This window comes from Parasutterella secunda (genome assembly GCF_023336895.1).
In the GTDB taxonomy this organism is placed as follows: domain Bacteria; phylum Pseudomonadota; class Gammaproteobacteria; order Burkholderiales; family Burkholderiaceae_F; genus Aphodousia; species Aphodousia faecalis.
The window spans coordinates 206,300-226,769 of the sequence record NZ_JAMBLT010000001.1 but is presented as its reverse complement, the minus strand read 5'-3'; the positions used below and the strand labels follow the sequence as shown (position 1 = coordinate 226,769).

At 48.4% G+C, this 20,470-nt stretch carries 19 protein-coding genes and 1 tRNA gene; 7 read left to right on the top strand and 13 right to left on the bottom strand.

The window, feature by feature from the left end; translation table 11 throughout:
* Nucleotides 1–120: 120 nt before the first annotated feature.
* Nucleotides 121–1,455 (bottom strand): anaerobic C4-dicarboxylate transporter family protein, encoded by a 1,335-nt coding sequence (locus tag M3080_RS01055; protein WP_249091533.1) that lies wholly within the window; start codon nt 1,453–1,455, stop codon nt 121–123.
* Nucleotides 1,456–1,806: 351 nt separating this feature from the next.
* Here M3080_RS01055 and M3080_RS01050 point away from each other — a divergent pair, with 351 nt between their 5' ends.
* Complete coding sequence (locus M3080_RS01050; RefSeq protein ID WP_022472522.1) at nt 1,807–2,469, top strand: FadR/GntR family transcriptional regulator; 663 nt, start codon at nt 1,807–1,809, stop codon at nt 2,467–2,469.
* A 65-nt stretch (nt 2,470–2,534) separates the two neighbouring features.
* Here the strand turns inward: M3080_RS01050 and M3080_RS01045 are convergent, their stop codons facing one another.
* The 12 genes from M3080_RS01045 to rfaE1 all read right to left on the bottom strand — a co-directional run bounded on the left by M3080_RS01045 (nt 2,535) and on the right by rfaE1 (nt 15,012).
* A complete protein-coding gene (locus M3080_RS01045) occupies nt 2,535–3,638 on the bottom strand; it encodes an amidohydrolase (protein WP_249091531.1) in 1,104 nt (367 codons plus the stop codon).
* A gap of 119 nt (nt 3,639–3,757) precedes the next feature.
* On the bottom strand, nt 3,758–4,549 hold the full coding sequence (larE, locus tag M3080_RS01040; protein ID WP_249091530.1) for an ATP-dependent sacrificial sulfur transferase LarE: 792 nt from the start codon (nt 4,547–4,549) through the stop codon (nt 3,758–3,760).
* Entirely contained in the window at nt 4,542–5,846 is a 1,305-nt protein-coding gene (gene larC / locus M3080_RS01035; protein ID WP_249091529.1) for a nickel pincer cofactor biosynthesis protein LarC, read from the bottom strand. The genes larE and larC overlap by 8 nt, the downstream gene beginning before the upstream one ends.
* 4 nt (nt 5,847–5,850) lie before the next feature.
* Nucleotides 5,851–6,597, bottom strand: coding sequence for a nickel pincer cofactor biosynthesis protein LarB (larB, locus tag M3080_RS01030; protein WP_249091528.1), 747 nt, complete (start codon nt 6,595–6,597; stop codon nt 5,851–5,853).
* Nucleotides 6,587–7,309 carry a class I SAM-dependent methyltransferase gene (locus M3080_RS01025; RefSeq protein ID WP_249091527.1) on the bottom strand — a complete coding sequence of 241 codons (723 nt, stop codon included), beginning with the start codon at nt 7,307–7,309 and terminating at the stop codon, nt 6,587–6,589. The genes larB and M3080_RS01025 overlap by 11 nt, the downstream gene beginning before the upstream one ends.
* A gap of 138 nt (nt 7,310–7,447) precedes the next feature.
* A complete protein-coding gene (locus tag M3080_RS01020) occupies nt 7,448–8,854 on the bottom strand; it encodes an MmgE/PrpD family protein (protein WP_249091526.1) in 1,407 nt (468 codons plus the stop codon).
* A 72-nt stretch (nt 8,855–8,926) separates the two neighbouring features.
* Complete coding sequence (locus M3080_RS01015; protein WP_022472515.1) at nt 8,927–10,261, bottom strand: anaerobic C4-dicarboxylate transporter family protein; 1,335 nt, start codon at nt 10,259–10,261, stop codon at nt 8,927–8,929.
* Nucleotides 10,262–10,288: 27 nt separating this feature from the next.
* On the bottom strand, nt 10,289–11,686 hold the full coding sequence (argH, locus tag M3080_RS01010) for an argininosuccinate lyase (RefSeq protein WP_249091525.1): 1,398 nt from the start codon (nt 11,684–11,686) through the stop codon (nt 10,289–10,291).
* Nucleotides 11,687–11,958: 272 nt separating this feature from the next.
* Entirely contained in the window at nt 11,959–12,465 is a 507-nt protein-coding gene (rfaE2, locus tag M3080_RS01005; RefSeq protein WP_249091524.1) for a D-glycero-beta-D-manno-heptose 1-phosphate adenylyltransferase, read from the bottom strand.
* 8 nt (nt 12,466–12,473) lie between these two features.
* Entirely contained in the window at nt 12,474–13,025 is a 552-nt protein-coding gene (gene gmhB, locus M3080_RS01000) for a D-glycero-beta-D-manno-heptose 1,7-bisphosphate 7-phosphatase (RefSeq protein WP_022472512.1), read from the bottom strand.
* Entirely contained in the window at nt 13,025–14,059 is a 1,035-nt protein-coding gene (gene rfaD / locus M3080_RS00995; RefSeq protein ID WP_249091522.1) for an ADP-glyceromanno-heptose 6-epimerase, read from the bottom strand. The genes gmhB and rfaD overlap by 1 nt, the downstream gene beginning before the upstream one ends.
* Nucleotides 14,056–15,012: a D-glycero-beta-D-manno-heptose-7-phosphate kinase gene (gene rfaE1 / locus M3080_RS00990; protein ID WP_022472510.1), complete on the bottom strand. Its 957-nt coding sequence runs from the start codon at nt 15,010–15,012 to the stop codon at nt 14,056–14,058. Before rfaE1 ends, rfaD begins: the two co-directional genes overlap by 4 nt.
* Before the next feature lie 192 nt (nt 15,013–15,204).
* Between rfaE1 and M3080_RS00985 the strand changes: the two genes are divergently transcribed.
* From M3080_RS00985 to M3080_RS09255, 6 genes are all read left to right on the top strand, one after another.
* Nucleotides 15,205–16,617, top strand: a complete 1,413-nt coding sequence (locus tag M3080_RS00985) for a glucose-6-phosphate isomerase (protein WP_249091520.1) — start codon at nt 15,205–15,207, stop codon at nt 16,615–16,617.
* Between the two features lie 13 nt (nt 16,618–16,630).
* Nucleotides 16,631–17,596 (top strand): lipopolysaccharide heptosyltransferase I, encoded by a 966-nt coding sequence (gene waaC, locus M3080_RS00980; RefSeq protein WP_249091518.1) that lies wholly within the window; start codon nt 16,631–16,633, stop codon nt 17,594–17,596.
* Nucleotides 17,593–18,879: a 3-deoxy-D-manno-octulosonic acid transferase gene (locus tag M3080_RS00975; protein ID WP_249091515.1), complete on the top strand. Its 1,287-nt coding sequence runs from the start codon at nt 17,593–17,595 to the stop codon at nt 18,877–18,879. The genes waaC and M3080_RS00975 overlap by 4 nt, the downstream gene beginning before the upstream one ends.
* The gene (thiD, locus tag M3080_RS00970) at nt 18,864–19,685 is read left to right on the top strand and encodes a bifunctional hydroxymethylpyrimidine kinase/phosphomethylpyrimidine kinase (RefSeq protein ID WP_249091513.1); all 822 of its coding nucleotides are present in this window, start codon (nt 18,864–18,866) and stop codon (nt 19,683–19,685) included. Before M3080_RS00975 ends, thiD begins: the two co-directional genes overlap by 16 nt.
* An 86-nt stretch (nt 19,686–19,771) precedes the next feature.
* Nucleotides 19,772–19,848, top strand: a tRNA-Met gene (locus tag M3080_RS00965).
* A 217-nt stretch (nt 19,849–20,065) separates the two neighbouring features.
* Nucleotides 20,066–20,197, top strand: coding sequence for a hypothetical protein (locus tag M3080_RS09255; RefSeq protein ID WP_258333938.1), 132 nt, complete (start codon nt 20,066–20,068; stop codon nt 20,195–20,197).
* Nucleotides 20,198–20,470: the final 273 nt, after the last annotated feature.

The window sequence follows — 20,470 nt, the reverse complement described above, 5'->3', positions numbered from 1 at the left end:
TTGTTAATGATTTGTGTCGATTTGTATCTTTGAGGGAATTATGCGTCATTCTTAAGGGGTAGAAAAAACGGAGGACTCATCAAGAGTCCTCCGTTAACGCAACTGTTTTAACCGTACAGGCTAGAGCATGATTTGTGAGATGAACCAACCGGCAGCCGTGCCGACCACAACAAAGGCCAGACCCGGTCGCATGTAGCTGTGGTTAAACACAAAACTGCCTAACCTCGTAGTACCGGTACGGTCAAAAGCCGTACAACCGATTTGTGCGCCGCCAGGGATAACAAAGTCACCGTAGCAGGAAGCCCAAATACCGACTAAGAGTTGCGGGCTTAAGCCCAAAGCCAAGCCGATCGGCATCAAAATCGTCGTACTGACGGTCGGCGAGAAAATTACCGAGCTAAAGCAGAAGCAGACGATGCAGAAGATAATTGGCGAAGAACTGGCGATATCGGAGAAGTAGTGAACGAACACATCCTTGTGCGTGTCAAAGAACGTACCCGTTAACCAGGAAATACCGAAGACACCAACCACGCCGATCAAACCGGAGCGGAAAACAGAGCCGGAAGCAAATTTGTCGCTCGGTACCTTACAGACAACAATGATCACCAAAGCGGTAGCCAACATGACCATTTGAATCAAAGACGGAATCGGTAATTGGCTGATCTTGCCCGCAATTTCCCAAGACGGACGCAGGGTTTCAGACGAGCCAATGGTGATGGAGGTCAAAATACCGATAGCGAAAATCAACACGCCGATCTTGGCCCCCTTGCTTGGTTCCTTATAAATATGATCGATTGTGGAAACATGCAGTTCCGTGTATTGGCCCGTTTGCACGCGATGGATGAACTCGGGATCTTTTTCGAGTTCACAGCCGCGCCAGTTCACAGACAAGCAAGCCGCCAATAAGGCGATGAAATACGTGGGAACAGAAACCGACAGAATGTCAAGCAACGTGTAGCCGTAGGCGGACATGATACCCACCATGGCAGCCATAGCGGCACTCATGGGGCTGGCCATCACGCCGATACCGGCGCAGATCACCGAGGCTGAAACAGCTCTTTCCGGTCTAATCTTTGCCGAGGCTGCCACTTCAGCTACCACCGGGTATACGGCGAAAGCCACATAGGCGGTACCCACAAAAATCACGAAGATGGAGCAAACCACGGGGCCCACAAAGTTAATGGCGCGAGGCCATTTACGCAGTAACTTTTCAGCTAAACCGACCAAATAATCCAAACCGCCCGAGCCCTGCAAGACACTCGTACAGGCAATCACTGCGGTAATAATCAAAAGGACGGAAACGGGAGGAGAGCCCGGTTGCATACCGAAGCCGAGAACAAGGATGCTCACGCCGAAGCCACCTGCAGCACCTAAACCCACGCCGCCGAAACGACCGCCGACTGCCAAGCAGAATAAGACGACGGCAAGTTGGAGCCAAAATTGGACATCAACCATTTTTTATTCCTTGGAGAAGTGATAAAAAGAGGGGAGCTCAGTAAGCTCCATGTATTTTCGGCTAATCGTAGGCGTCTTTTCGTGGATTTTCAAACGTCGATCTTTTTCAACAAATGCCAACAACTTTGTGAAGAAGAAAAATTAAGAGCGATTTATTTTACATTTTTCAAATGGTTAGGCCGACATATAGGCTTAAATTATCGCATTTTACGTATCGGGAAATCACCAATTTGTCGACAATTATGTTAGATGTTCATCATTAAAAACCCTTAATTTTTGTTGAATAATCAAAGAGTAGTCAAAAATCTCCCTATAATGATCGCTAACAATTTTTCAAAGGTCTCGAACAAAATGCAACAAAATGACAATTTGTTTGAACAAATCCGTGATCATTTGCAGGAACAAGCAAAAAATGGCGAACGCATTGACACGGAAACGGAATTGGCCAAGCGTTTCGGTGTGACCCGCTACCGTATTCGTAAAGAGTTGGACATTTTGACCCAAATGGGAATTCTGGTTCGGACACCAAAGCGCGGCACGACGGTTCGTGAAGTGGGCGCTAACAGTTTGCGCAATCAGATCCAGATGCGTTTCGACGTGGCTAATTTTGACGTGCAGGAATTTATTGAGGCTCGCGCTTTAGTGGAGTGCTCTCTCATGCCGTTAGTCAGCCGTCGCATCACTCCGGCTTTGGCTTCCCGATTGGAAGGCACACTCAATAAGATTGAAGAACACGCCGATGAACCGTTGGTGGCCGATAAATTTGACCGAGAATTCCATTTATTGCTTCTGGAAGGTTGCGGAAATCGAGTTCTTCAGGTTTTCTCAGGCGTGCTGGTGACGTACTTTGAAAAAACCTCACACCGCATTGCCAACATGGACAGACAATTCTTCTTGGATATTGCTCGACAGGAAAGGGAAATTTTGCGGGCGATTCGCATGGGGGATGCTCAAAAAGCTTCTGAACTTTTGCGCGCCCACTTAATGGAACAATCGCAACTGCTGCCGCTGTAGCTTTATATCGGAAGACAAAAAATGGGGAGTTTGAGACTCCCCATTTCATTGCCGGTGATTGTTAATTAGCCGATCAAGTGTTCCACCACATCGACCATCACATCAACTCCCATCGGGAGGTATTGCGGGTCAAAATGCATCGTTGCTGCGTGAAGGCCCGGCGTTGCTCCAACACCTAAACCAAAGTAGGCAGCCTTCATTGTGGGCTTATGCATCTTATAGTAGTGGAAATCTTCGCCACCGCCGCCGCAGTCCTTAGCGACAGCTTCTTGTCCATGTGTGCGAACGATCGAATCGATCACCATTTGCTTGAAGTCTTCGTCATACTCGGCAGCCGGACATGCTCCCAGCTCAGTGATTTCCGCGGTTGCTCCGTATGCGGCAGCCGTGCCTTCAACGAGTTTAGCAAAGCGTTCAGAGAAATCCCTCATCATGGGATTCGTTTGCGCGCGGTTATCGAAGGTGATCGTGGCCGTTTCAGGAATGGAGTTTGTGGCGCCTTGATCTGCGTGCAATTGCGTGGCCTTCATAGACCAAATACCGGCTGGATTAAACCACATGTTTTGCACGCCTTGAACGATGGCGCAGGCTACGTCGAGGGCACTAACACCCAAGTGGGGGCGGGCAGCGTGGGCACTTCGGCCATGAACTGTGACTCTTAATGTTCTGGAAGCCGTATGGTTGACGGCCGGGCAGATTTGACCGGCGGGCACATCTTGAATTGGGCGGATATGGGCGCCGAGCGCATAATCCACATCATCAATGACCCCGGCTTTGATCATGGCAAGAGCGCCGCTGATGGATTCTTCAGCCGGTTGGAAGAGCAATTTGAGTGTACCCTTCTTGACGCGATCCTTCAGGCGACTGGCAGCAGCAAGCAACATGGCTGTATGGGAGTCGTGGCCGCAAGCGTGAATGGCGCATTCTTTCCCGTCAATGGTAAAAGGCAAGGCGTCCATATCAGCGCGCAATAACACTACGGGACCGGGTTCGGCGCCTTTAATGACGCCCATTACGCCAGTAGTGCCGCCGATGCCGGTTTGCACTTCAATGCCTAAATCTTGAAGCGTCTTCGTAACGTAGGCAGAAGTCTTCACTTCCTGCATGGCCAATTCAGGAATCTTATGGAGGTCTTCCCACATTTTGATGGGATCGAGAACTGTGGACATGGGTTTGTTCCTTTCTCAGAAAAGTTAAAAGGTATTTTTAGTTTAACTCTAAAAATCCATTACAGTTTTTTAATACGCTGAAAATCTATGGCGAAATACCGAAATTTCTCGATTTTTAATCAATCCATACTTCCAGAGCGAAAACCCTCTAAATCCAGAGTGACATATTTCCAACCGAGGCTCTTGAGTTCTCTGACAATATCTGCTCGTTTCGAAAGCGCCAAAGAAAGATGTTCTAGGTCTGTTTCTATCCGTGCGATATCACCATGTGAGCGAACGCGGATAACTTTAAAACCAAATGAACGAAGATAATTCTCGGCTTGATCAATCTGCTTAAGGATAGGGACAGAAAGTGTTTGTCCGTAAGGCAGTCGAGTGGCTAAACAGGAACCGGACGGTTTTTTCGCGGCTGAGAGTCCCCAATGTGCCAAAAGTTCTCTCACATCTGATTTATGAAGCTCTAATTCTTTGAGCGGACTGCGAGCTCCTGACTCGGCAATGGCTTTTAATCCCGGACGGTATTTCGTTAAGTCATCTAATTGAGTGCCCTCTAACAGGATTTTTACATTGTGTGTTTGTCCAAAATCCAAAAAAGCTTTAAAAATGGCTTTTTTGCACCGGTAGCACCGATCTTGAGGGTTGTTTTCGATACCGATAGAAGCGGGAGAGTTAATGTTAATAACTTCAAGCTTGACTTGGAGATCTCGGGCGATTTGTTCAGCCTCTGCCAGCGCCACTCTTGGCATCCAAGGCGCATCAGCATACAAAGCATAAACGGGAACGCGGCCACGAGAAGCTTCAAGGGCAAGTTTGAGGACTAAGACACTATCGGCGCCACCTGAGAACGCGACCATTACAGGTTCAGTCACGATAGCATCAAAATGGCTAAGGACTGTTTTTAGATCAGGCATTTTCAGCGGCATTTTGTACCAAACGGTAAAGACCGGGCAGATCAAGATTGTGCTCTTTCGCCAACCGTTTTACGGTTTCATATTCAGGATAAAAGCGAGTGTGAAATACTCCCTCTTGATCAGGCACTTCGCAAACTTTAACTTCCGCATCGCCATAGGGTGTTTGAACCGTCAACTGATGGCGCTTTAAGATACGGCGAAAGACTTCTCGAGAACGAATACCAATGGTTGTCGTGTTGGAAAAAATAATGTTTTCCAATTTTTCTTGCTGATCCGGTTTGCACAACACTGACAGTATGTAGGCCGGACGGCATTTTTTCGTATAAATTGGTGTAAACCAAGCCTCAAGTGCGCCGTGAGCGTAGAGTTTTTCAAGAGTAAAGCCAAGGGTTTCGGCCGTCGAATCATCAATATTGGTCGATAACTCAATGACTTTATCCTGTCCGCATTGATCGCCTGTTGCTTGGATGAGTGAGGCTCTTAGAAGGCTTGGACGGTCGTAATTTCGTTTTCCGGCTCCAAGGCCTGACTTCAAAATTTTGTAGCGTTGCGGAAGTTGTTCGGCCGTTTTGAGGGCGGCAACAATGGCAGCCCCGGTCGGCGTCACAAATTCACCTTTGCAGTCAATGCGAGATAGTGTTAGGCCATGCGCTTCAGCAATATGAGAAACCGCTGGGACCGGGATGGGCAAAATTCCATGTTGACAGCGAATTTCTCCATAACCTTCTCCCAGAGCGGTCACAATAACCTGATCGACATTCAAATCGTCAATCAACACAGCAACTGAGAGAATATCGACGATAGAGTCAAGCGCCCCTACTTCATGGAAATGCACTTCGTCGATAGCGACGCCGTGAGCCTTGGCCTCTGCTTCAGCTACGATCGTGAAAATTTTCTTTGCGATGTTTTTTGCCCGATCGGTTGCGGATGTTTGATCCAATAGCCTGAAGATGTCGTCCAAGTGACGATGATCACGATGATGGTGCTCGTGATCATGAGCTGCTGTTGAGGCTTCAGGGTGTTCATGCCGGCTGGTTTTCGGATGATGAGCTTTTTCGCCGAAAAGATAATTCATATCATGATCAGTATCCGCGGCGCCGTTTGTCAAAGTGACTTTAAAGTCACAAGCGGTTAAAGCGTTTTTCTTGACCCGAGAAACAGCAATCTGAAATTGTTGGTCGGGTAGGGTCGCAAGAACTTGTTGCAGTTTTTCAAAATCAGCCCCTAAGTCAAGCAAGGCGGCTACAGTCATATCGCCGCTGATTCCGGTTTGAGCACCCAACACCAGTGTTGTCATGAAATTATTCCTTTCGAGTCGCGAGACGATTAACTTGGGAAGCTAAAAAGCCCGCTCCAAAACCATTATCAATATTGACGGTAGCTACGCCGTTGGAGCAGCTGTTAATCATGGTCAGAAGTGCAGAAAGCCCATGGAAATTGGCTCCATAACCGACAGAAGTGGGAACCGCAATAACGGGATTGGCTACAAGCCCACCGATAACGGATGCTAAAGCGCCCTCCATACCGGCAACCGCCACCACGCAGTTGGCCTTTTGCAAACGATCTACTTTGGAAAGTAAGCGGTGGATGCCGCTAACACCGATATCGTAGAAACGTTCAACGTTTTGTCCAAAAAATTCCGCAGTTTGCGCGCATTCTTCAGCAACGGCAATATCAGCTGTTCCTGCCGTACAGACGGCAATAAGCCCCACTCTTTTTTGGGGCTTTTCAATTTTGGCAATGCGGCTGATGGGATCGTAGGTGAGTTCGGGCAGACGCTTTTTGAGTAATTGGTATTGTTTTTCCGAGCATCGGGTACCCATCACCTCGCCATTGTCACTAAATAAGCGAGAGAAAATCTCAACGAGAAAGTCATCGGCTTTATTTTCACAGTAGACAACTTCGGCAAAGCCGGTGCGAACGGCTCGGTGGGAATCCAGTTTTGCAAACCCCAATTCCTCATAAGGGGCGCGCGCCAAAAGTTCCTTAGCCTCTTGAATGTCCATTTTGCCGTCTTTGACGGCCTGTAAAAGTGTATCAATCTGCATGGTCTTTTTCGCAAATAATGGCAAAGTCGTGAATCTGATCGCCCGTTTGCCGTAAAACAATAGTGTCAATATTAACGAAACCGATCGAATTGAGAATTTCTTTGTCGTATTCAGGGCGATCGAATCGACTCATTGGAAGTTCTTTTGCGATGGATTCCATGATGTTGATATCAACATCGCCGAGATATTTGTGCGTTTCACGATGCGGGCGGTCATGACGACTTGAATCCGTGAGGTAGCGGTAATGGTTGCCGTCAAAAATAATCAATTTCCCGTTTGGTTTTAGCCAGCGATGCCATTGACGGTAAGCGGACTTAGGATCGGGTAAATTCCATACAACGTTTCGAGAAGCGATAACGTTGAAACTTTCGTGAGGAAAGCGGGCGGCGGCTGCATCAGCCTGTAAAAATTCAACATTTAATCCCTGGGCATTTTCCCGAGCATTGACGAGCATTGGAGCACACGAATCTATCCCTGTGCTTTCAAAGCCCAACTTAGCCAATTCAATAGCTAAAAATCCCGGTCCGCAGCCGATATCCAGTGATTTTTGTCCAAGATGAGAGCCAGGCAGCCAACGTTGCAGAAGATTTCTATACAGATTGTCAGGGTCAGCCAGTTCTTCAACGTTTGAAAGACTGTAGCCCTCGGCTCGGAGTCCCCAATAATGTTGTATGGCTTGATCAATTGTTGGGGTTTTTGCTTCTTTTTCCATGGGAAGTCCTATTTTTATTGTTCGATCATCTTAGCAAAACACAAAGTCAATAACGGGAGGTAGGGATTTTTCAATCAGAAAAGAGTGCAAATAGGCAAAAAATTGCCCCGCGCAAAGAAGGCGGGGCGAGAAAAGTTTTTAGATATCAAACTGGGTGGTTGTGATGGGTTTGGATCCCAATAACTTCACCACCGGATCAAGATTTGGCTGATCTTTAAGATGCAGCAAGAAGTCGGCAATGCCCTCTACTACTTCGGTCGGGAAGACCATGCCGGCGATGTCCCGATACTTGCTCATTAGCGCTTCATCGCTCACCGGATTTTGAGGAGCACCTAATGGGAATTCAACCCGCTCGGTGTAGCTCTTTCCGTCTCGCGTGAAGACCGTCACAATCGGTTCATCCTCGTCTTTTTGCGTCTTATCGATCTCAAATTCGACCAAATCCATGGCTTGGCGAATGCGAGGATCGTGTCGATTGGTACGCGTGTAAGCGGTTAAATTCGCACCGCCGAAAACCAATCGGGCCGCAATACCGTAAGCGATGCTCATTTGCGCCGCAGGCATCGGGTCAAGCTTTCTGCCGCCACACATACCGTGAACAAACGGATTGATCTTGATATGGATCTTTTCAATATCAGCAGGAGTCAAACTGTGTTCGTCCATGATGATATTGACGGCATCAATGGAAGAGTGCGAACTTCTGCAGGAAGCATGCGGCTTAATGGAAACACGACCCAACTTCCAATTTTTGCCTAAATCGCGAAGCCAGGCATCGGGGTCTTGGCTTGTCGGAGCAAAAGTCTTGGAAAAGCCGCCCCATACTTGTTCAAAGGCAAGTTTCGGACCGGTGAAGCCTTCACGGGCCAGCAAACAAGCAAGCAATCCGCCGTGAGCGGCGTTGCCGACATGCAGGCGTTTGTTTTGTGCGCCATCATGAACAAAAGACCATTGACCGGCTGCAAAACTCGTGGCGATACCAAGCGCCGCCTGCATTTTTTCAACGTCCAGTCCTAAGAGACGACCGACCGCCGCCGCGGCACCGAAGACGCCACACGTGCCGGTGGAGTGCCAGCCAGCACCGTTGTGCGGCTCATAGGCGCCGCACGATTCAAGGGCGCGACGGGCCAAGTCATAGCCCAATGTGACGGCAACAATAAATTCTTTACCGTCAATTGGGCGATTACAAAGACTTAATGCGGCAAAAGCAGCCGGAACAACGACAGCACCCGAGTGATCGCAGCCGTTGGTGTCGTCCAATTCGAAAGTATGGGAAGAGACACCGTTACTGAGCGCAGCGTTTCGGGCGCTGACCTTAATACCCTTGCCCCAAAGAGGAACATTTCCGCTCATTTCGCCGCCGATAGCGAAAACTTTATTTAAAAGTTTTGTCTCGGGACTGACAGCGCCGGCAATACCTGCACCCACGGAGTCCAGAATGTGACGTTGAGCTTTGATGATGAGTTCTTCGGGGATATCTTCAAATTTGGTCCAAACAACGAAACGAGCCAATTGTTCGGAAATCAATTGAGTATTTTCGCTTTGCATAACGATTGCTCTGAGAAAAACTTAAAACAGGAGGAGCGGGTAAGGAACCCGCTCCGAACACATCAGCCTATTTTAGAAGAAAATAAAGCTTAAGAAGTAACCGGCTGCAACACCCGTGATGACATGTACGAAACCGGGGATGATGTAGCTGTGGTTAACAACGTATTTACCCAAACGGGTGGTACCGGTACGGTCAAAAGCCGTGCAGCCGATTTGCGCGCCGCCGGGGATGATGAAGTCACCGCACGTGGCAGGAAACAGTGCAACGCAAAGGCCCGCGGGGATGCCGATCGAAACACCCAAAGGCATTAAAGCTGCCGTTGTCGCAGAGGGACTTAAAATCACCGCGGAGAAGCAAAACAGTACAACACCGAAGAGCATCGGAGTTGACTGGGCCATGTCAGTGAATAACCCAACGAACAAGGGCTTATAAGCTTCAAAGAACGTGCCTGTTAACCAAGAAACGCCGAACACGCCTACCACACCGATCAAACCGGAAACGAAGACGGAACCGGAGGCAAACTTACTGCTCGGCACTTTGCAGAACACGATAATGAAAAGACCGAAGGCAAGCATGACCATTTGAATCAATGACGGAATCGGAAGAGTGGAGATCTTACCGGCGGCTTCCCAACTTGGGAGCAATTCCTTAAACGTGCCGAAGATGATCACAGTCACGACGCCTACAAGGAAGATGCCAACAGACAATTTTTGTCCTTTGGTTGCTTCAAAGGGTTTATTGTCATTGGTGACTACCAATTCTTGATATTGACCGGATTGAACGCGGCGAATAAATTCAGGGTCTTTTTCAAGTTCAGTGCCTTTCCAGTACACCGACAAACATGTGCAAAGCGTGGCGATGATAAAGGCCGGGACAGTAACAGCCAAAATTTGAATTAAAGAGACGTCCAAAACGGCAAGGCTTGCGACCAAGGCTGCCATGGCAGCGCTCATAGGACTTGCGACCACGGCGATACCGGCCGAAATCACAGACGCGGCAATGGGACGTTCAGGGCGCACTTTAGCGGAGGCCGCCACTTCGGCTACGACCGGGTAGACGGCGAAGGCCACGTAGGCCGTGCCGCAGAGCACGACAAAAAGCGAGCAGACAAAAGGTCCCACAATCGTGATGGCGCTTGGCCACTTGCGAAGCATTTTTTCAGCTAAGCGGACCAAGAGATCGAGACCGCCCGCACCTTGCAAGATACTGGTGCAGGCAATCACAGCCACAATAATCAATAGGGTGGAAACAGGGGGTGAAGCTGGTTGAAGACCGAAGCCCAAGACCAAAATACTCACACCCAAGCCACCCGCGGCGCCGAGACCGACACCGCCGAAGCGGCCCCCGACGCCAATACAGACGAGCATAACAGCTAGTTGTAACCAGAAATTTAAATCGGTTTCCATTTCCAATTCCTTTTCGAATCGATTGGATTATTGAAGTGTTTGAGCTTCGTGATCGAGTACCGCGCGGGCCACTTCGAGTTGCTTACTTACGGCTTCCGGCGCTGTGCCGCCGTAGGATTTGCGGGCTTTGACACAGGTTTCAAGAGCGATTTCGTGGCGGATGTCTTCTTCGATCTTGTCGTTAAAGCTCTTATATTCATCCATTGTCAGATCATCGAGGCGCTTGCCATGCTTGATGCAGTAGTTGACCATGGAACCCACAACGTGATGTGCTTCACGGAAAGGCACGCCTTTACGAGCCAAGTAGTCGGCCAAGTCTGTGGCGTTGGAGTAACCTAGATCGGCGTTGTGGCGCATTTTTTCGGCGTTAACCGTCATCTTGGCAATCATCGGTGTCATGATGCGGAGGCTGGCCAAAAGTGTATCAATCGAGTCAAACACCTGTTCCTTGTCTTCGGAAAGGTCGGTGTTGTATGCCAAGGGAAGCCCCTTCATGATGGTCAGCATGGCCATGAGATTGCCGTAGACACGGCCGGTCTTGCCGCGAATCTTTTCAGCAATATCCGGATTTTTCTTTTGCGGCATGATGGAGGAGCCTGTGCAGAAGTCGTCTGACAGTTCAATAAACTTAAAGTCCTGCGTGGAGAAGGTGACGAGTTCTTCAGACAGGCGGCTTAAGTGCATGTAGCACATGGCGGCGCAAGCATTGAATTCCACCATATGGTCACGATCGCTCACGGAGTCGATGGAGTTTTCCGTGGGTGCGTCAAAACCTAAAGCTTTAGCGGTGAATTCACGATCAATCGGGAAATCGGTTCCGGCCAGAGCGGCAGCACCTAATGGACAGCGTCCCATGCGGGTAAAGAGGTTGTCAAAGCGAGTGAAGTCGCGCTCAAGCATCCAGAAGTAAGCCATGATCCAATGCGAAAAGAGGATGGGCTGTCCCGTTTGCATATGCGTGTAGCCCGGCATGATGACATCCATGTGCTTTTCTGCGATATCGACAAATTCCTTTTGCAGATCACGGATTGCAGCCTGCACTTCACGAATAGTGGCGCGAAGCATCATCTTTGTGGTGACGGTTGTTTGGTCATTGCGTGAACGAGCGGTGTGAAGGCGGCCACCGGCCGGACCCACGATTTCTGTCATACGCTTTTCAATAGCCATATGAATGTCTTCATCGGCCGTACGGAAGACAAACTTGCCATCGCGAATTTCCTGGGCCACTTGATCCAAGCCCTTGCAGATAGCTTCAGCGTCTTCTTGGCTGATAATGCCTTGACGACCGAGCATAGTGGCGTGCGCTTGAGAGCCCTTGATATCAAAGGGGCAGTTGCGTTGTTCGATCATGATGGTGGCATTAAAATCTTCCACCAACTTATTTGCCGACAAATCAAAGCGACCGCTACGAGATTTACTATCCATTTATAACTCCTTGAAAATTAAATATATATTGAAACTTTTAGAAAATTAAAGGAAACCTAATCCCAATAAAATCAGGTGATTTAACTTTACTCTTATTTGTCGACAAAATATAGTAATAAGTAAACAAATAATAAGGTAATATTAAATTATTGTTGTTATTCAAATAGATAGCAAATATCAGTAAAAACCCTGATCGAGCAATCGAAGATGAAAAAAGGCATCTGAAAATGGAAATGGATGCCTTGAAAAGAAAAATCGGAGGAAATCAGTGTTTATTTTTTAAGGTTCAACGAACTGATTTTTTGTAAAAGAGCGGTGGTTGAGCGTTGGTGTTCAAATTGAACTGTCACCGTTTTGGCTCCCCAAGTGGCAACAAGTTTCGCCTCAGGTAGATCTTCAATTTTATAGTCACCCCCTTTGACATAGATATCCGGATGCGCATTTTCAACTGCTTTAAGGGGGACTTTTTCTTCAAAAATAACGACCAGATCCACGCTTTCAAGCGCCGCGAGCACGGCAGCTCGGTCAGCCTGGGTATTAATGGGCCGTTCGTCACCCTTACCAAGCATTTTGACAGAAGCGTCGGAATTAATCGCAACAACCAAGCTTGCCCCTAAGGCACGTGCTTGCGCGAGGTACGTGACGTGTCCTCGATGCAAAATATCAAAGACCCCATTGGTCATGACAACAGGATGGGGCAACTTTGAAGCGCGCTCCGCAAGGTGCTCCATATCAGTGATTTTTGCCTCGAAACCAGGGGCGGGAAGTCGTGTACTCATAAGAATCCTTATAGAACAATCTGGACCGCTTCCAAAAGATTAACGGCCGTGTGGGTGCACTCGGGTGTGGCTTGAGGCTTTTGTAAACCGTCTTTCCCCACCAGAATACGCGTGCCGATATGAGCGGAGAGCGCTGCTTGCATGTCGCCCGATTTGTCGCCAACCATGAGGCTTGCTGGCATGTCAATGTTCCACTTTTTTTGAGCGGCTAACAGCATACCGGGTTTGGGCTTGCGGCACTCACAGTCACAGCGATAAGCGCCAATCGCTTTTTCAGGGTGATGGGGACAGAAGAAAATATCGGTAATTTGAACACCCTGTTGGGCAAATTCGCCTTTCATCCAATCGCAAAGGCGACCAAAATCTTCTTCACTGTAATAACCTCTTCCGATTCCACTTTGATTGGTGGCAATGATTAAAAGGTATCCCGCACTTTGCAGTTGTCGGCAGGCTTCAAATACACCGGGAATAAAAGTGAACTCTTCGGGCGTATGAACGTAGGCGTGATCAATATTGATCACGCCGTCACGATCTAGGAAAGCGGCTTTCGGTAAGCTCATTATTTGGCTTCAGCGATAGTTGGATCGGAGCTCACGTCCTGGTAGCGCGTTAAAAGATCTGCTACGTAATCGGCTGTTCCCTCTTCAACGCTTCTGAATCGAACATCGCAGCCGGCTGCGCGAAGCTTCGTTAAATCGGCTTGCGTGTAGGCCTGATACTTGCCTTTTAAGGATTCCGGGAAGGGGATATAGCGGATAAAGCCTTCCTTGACGGCTTGCTCAAGCGTTACCTTTTCTTTGCCTTCGTGAGTACGCAAAGCGTTCACCACACCTAAAGAGACATCGTTAAACGGTTGGGCGCGGCCGGTGCCGCAGTTGTAAATGCCGGTGACAGGCTTATCAAAGAAGTGAAGGTTCACGGCAATTACATCATCGACGTAGACAAAGTCACGTTCCTGCTCTCCGTTTCCATAGCCTAAGCATCCTTCAAAAAGGCGCACATGACCTTCTTTTCGGAATTGGAAGAATTGATGGAAAGCAACGCTTGCCATGCGGCCCTTATGCTGTTCGTGCGGACCGTAGACGTTGAAGTAGCGCAGACCGATCACAGGAGCCTTTACTTCGCCTTTAGCCATCTTGGCGCGCAGCACTTGGTCGAAAAGGAACTTGGAGTAGCCGTAGACATTAAGCGGACCTTCAAAGCGCGGATCTTCAACAAATGTTGTGCTTGCTCCATAGGTTGCAGCAGATGATGCGTAAATCATCGGAATACCCAGTTCCTGAGCCCAGTTAAAGAGTTCCAGGGTATAGCGATAGTTGTTATCCATCATGTAGCGGCCGTCTGTTTCCATCGTGTCGGAGCAGGCTCCTTGGTGGAAGATGGCTTCCGGTTTGGCAATTTTGCGAGCGCGAACCAGTTCGATAAAGTCACGCTTATCAAAGTAATCGGAAATTTGGCACTCGACCAAATTCTTAAATTTTTCAGCACGGCTGAGATTGTCCACCGCGATCACGTCTGTGATGCCACGGCGGTTTAAAGCCAAAACATTATTAGCGCCGATAAAACCGGCGGCGCCCGTTACGATAATGCTCACAATGCTTCTCCTGCAAAAAGATCGTCATAGCCGTTAGGGAAGAGTTCTTCAAAACTGACCGTGGCTGTGCCGAGTTTTCCAACCACAATGCCGCCGGCGCGATTGGCAATTCGCATCGCGTCTTCAAGCGGCTTGCCCATTGCCATCATGGTGGCCATGACGGCAATCACGGTGTCTCCGGCACCGGACACGTCGTAGACTTCCAGCGCTTGAGCCGGAATTGTTTTGGCTCCCTTATCGGAAAAAAGCGTCATGCCCTCTTCACTGCGTGTAAGCAACACAGCAGTCAGATTGAGCTTTTCCCGAAGCGCTTGGGCTTTTTCGGTTAATTCTTCTTCACTTTCCCAAGAACCCACAACTTGTGCTAATTCAGAACGATTTGGGGTAATGACAGTAGCGCCGCGATAGCGGTCATAGTTGCTGCCTTTGGGGTCAATTAAAATGGGTTTGCCTTTGGCGCGTGCACAATCAATCATGCGTGCGATATGGTCAAGTCCACCTTTGCCGTAGTCAGACAAAACAACCACTTCGCAATCGTCAATCAATTGCTCAAATTCACAAAGGTGTTTGGCTAGCACCGCGGTGGCCGGGCGATTTTCAAAGTCAGCCCGCAGCATTTGTTGCTGACGGGCCACAATCCGCAATTTAACGGTTGTTTTTAAATCGGGATCACGATGCAGGTGCGGTTCAATTCCTTTTTCTTTAAGGATACGTTCAACGGTAGAGCCCGCTTCATCACAACCGACAACAGACAATAACTTTGCACCGGCTCCTAATGCACTAATATTGAGTGCAACGTTGGCCGCGCCGCCCAAGCGTTCTTCTTCGCGCGCAATGCGAACAACCGGCACCGGAGCTTCGGGCGAAATGCGGTTGGCGTCACCAAACCAATAACGGTCAAGCATGGCGTCGCCCGCCACGAGAATTTTCTTTTGACTGAATGAATTTGCCACGTTGGCATTCCTTACTTTAGCTATTTTTCGACAATTGTAAGCATCAGGATGCGTTTTTGCCTGAAAACTGTATCTATTGGTTAGATTCTGATGCCAACATTGGCAAGCCGTTTTTTGCCAACGTACAATGGCAACTAGATTGTTATAAGCGCCGCCCAGGTGTATCGGCGCTTCGTTTTTTGAGTTTTAGTCATGACCGAATCCATCGCTTTTCTTTCTCAAACGCGTCCGAATTGTGAACTGAGTGCCTGTGGTTTGACGCTAAATATCAGCCGCCAACGCTTAACTTGTGTTCAGTACGAAAATCTTTTACAAAAAGCCAAAGACTGTGGCCTAATCGACAAGCAGCGTCAGATGGTGGACGGCGAAGTTGTCAATGCCAGTGAAAAAAGACAGGCCTTACATACCTCTTTGCGTTCTGAAGATATCAATAGCCCGCACTACGAAGAGGTTAATCAAACCCGGGAGAGAATGTACGCTTTGGCTCGGGCAGTTCGTGAAGGGCAGTGGCTTGGAGCAAGCGGAAAGAAAATTACCGATGTGATCAATATTGGTATTGGTGGTTCAGAAATGGGACCTCACGCGGTCTACCATGCCTTGCGTGATGTAAATCCCTCCATCAGACTTCATTTCCTGTCGGCCGTTGACGGCATTTTGGCCGATCGGATTTTAGGCGTTTTGGATCCCGAGACTACGCTTACTGTTGTTTCAAGTAAAAGTTTTTCAACTCGCGAAACAATGCTCAATGCTGAGCTTGTTAATGAGTGGTATGCGAAGGCAGGCATTGTCGGAAAAGAAAAGCGCGCTAAGCACGTTTTTCTTGTCAGCGCCAAAGAAAATGCCTGTGAATTAATGGATTTGCCCGAGCAAAATCGTTTCCCCATTTGGTCTTGGGTGGGCGGCCGTTTTTCCGTGTGGGGCGCAATCGGCTTGCCGCTTGTGATTGCTTTGGGGCCTGAGGTCTTCTCGGCATTCCTGCACGGTGCCTACGAGATGGATCGCCATATGTTAAGTGCTGAACCCGAACAAAATTTGCCCTTAACATTGGCCCTGCTTTCGTACTGGAACTCAACGGAGCTGCAAATGCAGTCGCATTGTCTTTTGCCTTATGACGAAAGACTGCGTTTGGTTGTGGCTTGGCTGCAGCAGCTGGAAATGGAAAGTTTGGGTAAAAGCGAAAGACCGGATGGTTCCGTTATTACTTCTCGTACGGGTCAAGCCGTTTGGGGCGGATTCGGCAATGAAGCCCAGCACTCCTTTTATCAGTGGTTGAGAGACGGAAGCGGCCGCACCAGCATTGATTTAGTTTGGTGTGAAGAGGCCGGACACCGTCATGCGCACCACCATTTAGTGCTCAATGCCAACGCTCAAGCTCAGGCTCAGGCACTTGTGACGCGACAGACTCCGTCGGCAGAGTTTTTTAATGCTGTTTCCACTATTTGTATTAAGAAACTAACACCAGAGACACTGGGGGCATTTATGGCTTTGTATGAACACAAGACAACCATGCTTGCCACGCTTTATGGACTGAATGCTTTTGATCAACCGGCCGTGGAATACGGTAAGCGTTTGTGCCGTGAATTGGAAGCAAAACTGGCATCCTGAGGAATCTTTAGTCATGACGCGTCGAGCTTTAATTGTCAAAACCACCTCTATGGGTGATGTGATTCACGCACTGCCAGCCGTAGCAGACTTGGCTAAAGCTCAGCCGGATTTGCAGATTGATTGGGTTGTTGAAAAAAGTTTTGCCGACATTCCCCGGTTAAGTCGTTATGTAAATACCGTACATGAGGTGGCGGTCCGACAGTGGCGAAAGCACGTTTTGAGTTCCCAGACATGGAGGGAAGTCGGCCGAGTTCGTGCCGCACTGCAATCGGCGCACTATGAACGGGTGGTGGATCTTCAAGGACTTTTAAAAAGTGCGGTAATCGGTCGTTGGAGTCAATCGTTTTTATTGGGTTACGATAAAAACAGTATTAAGGAGCCCTGGGCCAGCCGTTTCTACGATCAAACCTTCTCTGTCTCCAAGTCGCTTAGTGCCGTTACTCGTTGTCGGCTGCTTATGGGGGCGGCGTTTGATTACGACTTCAAAGCCTATCCATTGGATTTTGGTCTGAAAACAATCGAAGCTTCTGATGACTCATCGCCTTATGCGGTCTTTTTAGTCAATACCAGTCGTGAGACAAAGTTGTGGCCTGAAGATAAGTGGGTCGCTTTGGCAAAAGACTGTCGTCAGGCGGGTTTGTCCATTCGTTTGCTTTGGGGCTCAGAAGCAGAACACGAGCGGGTTCAACGCATTGCTTCCTCAGCAGGGGATTTTTGCCAAGTGCTTCCCCGTATGTCTATAAAAGATTGCGCGGCGGTTTTGCAGAAAGCCTCTTTTGTGGTGGGAGTGGATACGGGGCTTACCCATTTGGCTGCGGCCACGCAGCGTCCTACGGTAGGTCTTTTCTTGGACTATCCGATTGAACTGGTCGGTTTAACCGGTGGGTGTGTAAAAAGTTTGGGCGGTGTTGGAGCGAATCCTGCCGTCTCCGAAGTAAAATCCGCTTTAACACAGTTGGGTTTGGACCTCTTTCAATGAACATTTCCCCTCAAGGTTATCGCTATTTAGTACCGGCGCTTTTGCCGTTGGCAGGACTTTATCTATTGTGGCGGGCAAGAAAGCAGCCCTCGTATCTCAAACATTGGGGAGAGCGCTTTGCGTGGTCTGACTTTCCCTCTCCCAGAGCCGGACATCCTGTGGTCTGGATTCACGCGGTTAGTGTCGGTGAAACCAATGCCACTCGACCGCTTGTCCGGGCCATTTTGAATCAGTGGCCTCAGTGCGACATTTTGCTCACCCACATGACGCCTACGGGACGAGAGGCGGGACAAAAAATTGTTCAGTTAGATCCGCAAAGGATCCGTCAGTGCTTCTTGCCTTACGATGCGGTCTATGCAGTGCGTAAGTTTTTGCGCCAGACTCAACCCACCATAGGCCTTTTAATGGAAACTGAAGTTTGGCCGACTGTTTTAGAGGAAGCCCATGCATTGGGTATCCCTATGGCCTTGGTTAACGCTCGTTTGTCAGAAAAATCGTTTAATCAGGCGATGCGGGTGCCGGAACTAATGAAAAAAGCCATGGGACGGTTTACCAAGGTATGCGCTCAGGCTGAAAGTGATGCTCAACGTTTAAAGGCGATGGGAACGGTGGAACCGGTGATTACCGGCTCGCTTAAATTTGATATTCAGGCGCCAGCGGAAGCCTTGGCAAAAGCTGCGCAGTGGAAGTTGGGCATTTCAAAGCCTATTGTGATGTTTGCCAGTACCCGTGATGGGGAGGAAGCCCTCATTGTTGAGTCGCTTAAAGAGCAAGCAAAACCTGAGATTTGTTATCTTTTGGTGCCCCGTCATCCGCAGCGCTTTGCAGAAGTTGAAGAGCTTTTAAAGTCAGCCGGTCTACGTTATCAAAAACGCAGTCTTTTAAAGAGTCCGGATGATATTCAAAAAGACACCCAAGTGATTTTGGGTGATTCCATGGGCGAAATGTTCTTTTATTGCGCCCTCTCGGATGTCACCCTGATGGGGGGAAGCTTTAAGCCCTTTGGTTGCCAGAATGTCATTGAACCGGCAAGTGTAGGGGTTCCGGTTATTGTGGGTCCCAGTACATTTAATTTTTCAATGGTGGTTGAAAAAGGAATGGAGGCGGGGGCTATTACACAGGTTGAGGATGTGGCAAGGGCAGTGGATTTAGCGCATCAATGGCTGATGAATCCCGAGTGGATGGCTAGTCTCAAAGCCAACGCGTTGACCTTCTCAAAAATGTACGTTGGTGCTACCGAGCGAACCATGTCTGTTTTGGAGACGCTATGGAAAAAACAATAATTCCTAATGTCTTAACGATTGCCGGCGTTGATCCGTCGGGCGGGGCTGGTGTCCTTGCCGATATTAAGGCCATAAGCGCATTAGGTGGTTATGGGTGTGGTGTGATTGCGGCCTTGACTGCCCAAAACACTTGCGCGGTAACGGGAGTTTGCCCGGTTCCGGCCTCTTTTGTCCGCGAGCAGTTAGAGACGCTTTTTGAAGATGTTCGAATTGACGCGGTCAAGATCGGCATGCTTTCCGATGTAGCGGTTATTGAAGAGGTTGCCCGAGCACTTGATCGATATCGTCCGCGTTTTGTGGTGCTCGATCCGGTCATGGTTGCTAAAAGTGGCGATCGTTTGTTGCCGGAAAATTGTGTGCAAGCTCTCAAGACGAAATTGTTGCCGTTGGCCACGGTTTTAACACCGAATTTGCCCGAAGCGGCGGTCTTGGCAGGGGAAGCTGAAATTACTCAAGAAGGGCAGATGCAGGCCCTTGCCGATAAGCTTTTACCTTTAATGGGTAAAGACAGTTGGCTACTGTTAAAAGGCGGTCATCTAACTGGTGCTGAAGTGCCGGATCTGCTAACAAACGGGGAAGTGAACGTTGTTTTTAAAGCCGACCGAATTGAGACAAAAAATACACATGGAACCGGCTGCACCTTGTCATCGGCTCTGGCCACCTTGTTGCCGCAATGTGAGACAGTGCCCGAAGCGGTTGAAAAAGCAAAAAAATACCTTTGGGAGGCCATTTCTCATTCCGGAGAGTTAACTGTTGGTCACGGGCATGGACCGGTTCACCATTTTTATAGGTTTTTAACCCGTTGATATTGTTGAGGAATTAAAAAAGTTTAGAGTTTTTTAATAAAACGGGTTGCTTTTCAACCAGTGTATCTGTATGATTCCACTTCTCTGGCGGGTTAGCTCAGTCGGTTAGAGCAGAGGAATCATAATCCTTGTGTCCGGGGTTCGAGTCCCTGACTCGCCACCAGATTTAAAAGTGGGAGGTCAAATGACCTCCCGTTTTGCATTCTCGTCTCGAAATTTTCTGATAGATCCTTACATTGCTTTTTCAGTTCTATTTTTGCATCGGTACACTGTATATTATTGATTTAATATTTGTATGAGCTGGACAGCTACTGTCTAAAATTGACAGTTATTAGACAGTTCGTTGTTCAGCTTGACAATAACCCAAAAAGAGCCAACTCATGATTGTTAAGCAAGAAGTGATTGATGCAATTCACTTAATGAGACGTATTGGTGCCGATACCCAAAGATGTGAAGTCAAAAAATCGGTTCAAGAGTTGCCGAGAAATCTTCCAGAAACTATTTCTGCTTGAGCCAATTGAACCTAAAAACAGTCCTAAGCAGCGCTATCGATTGGTTCGAAAATAGTTTGGTCTATTCAGAAAATTGGAATACCAATTAGACAGTTAACTGTAAAGAGTAGAGAGTAACTGCAAAACTACTGTATATACTTTACAGTGCGTTGGGTAATTTAAATTTTTTGCAATACCATCATGAATCTGTCGAGGAAAGGTTGATTTGTGAACAAGCGTTTGTTCAAAATGTGATCACGCCCAGATAAGTTGGGAAAATAACAGTGTGGTTTA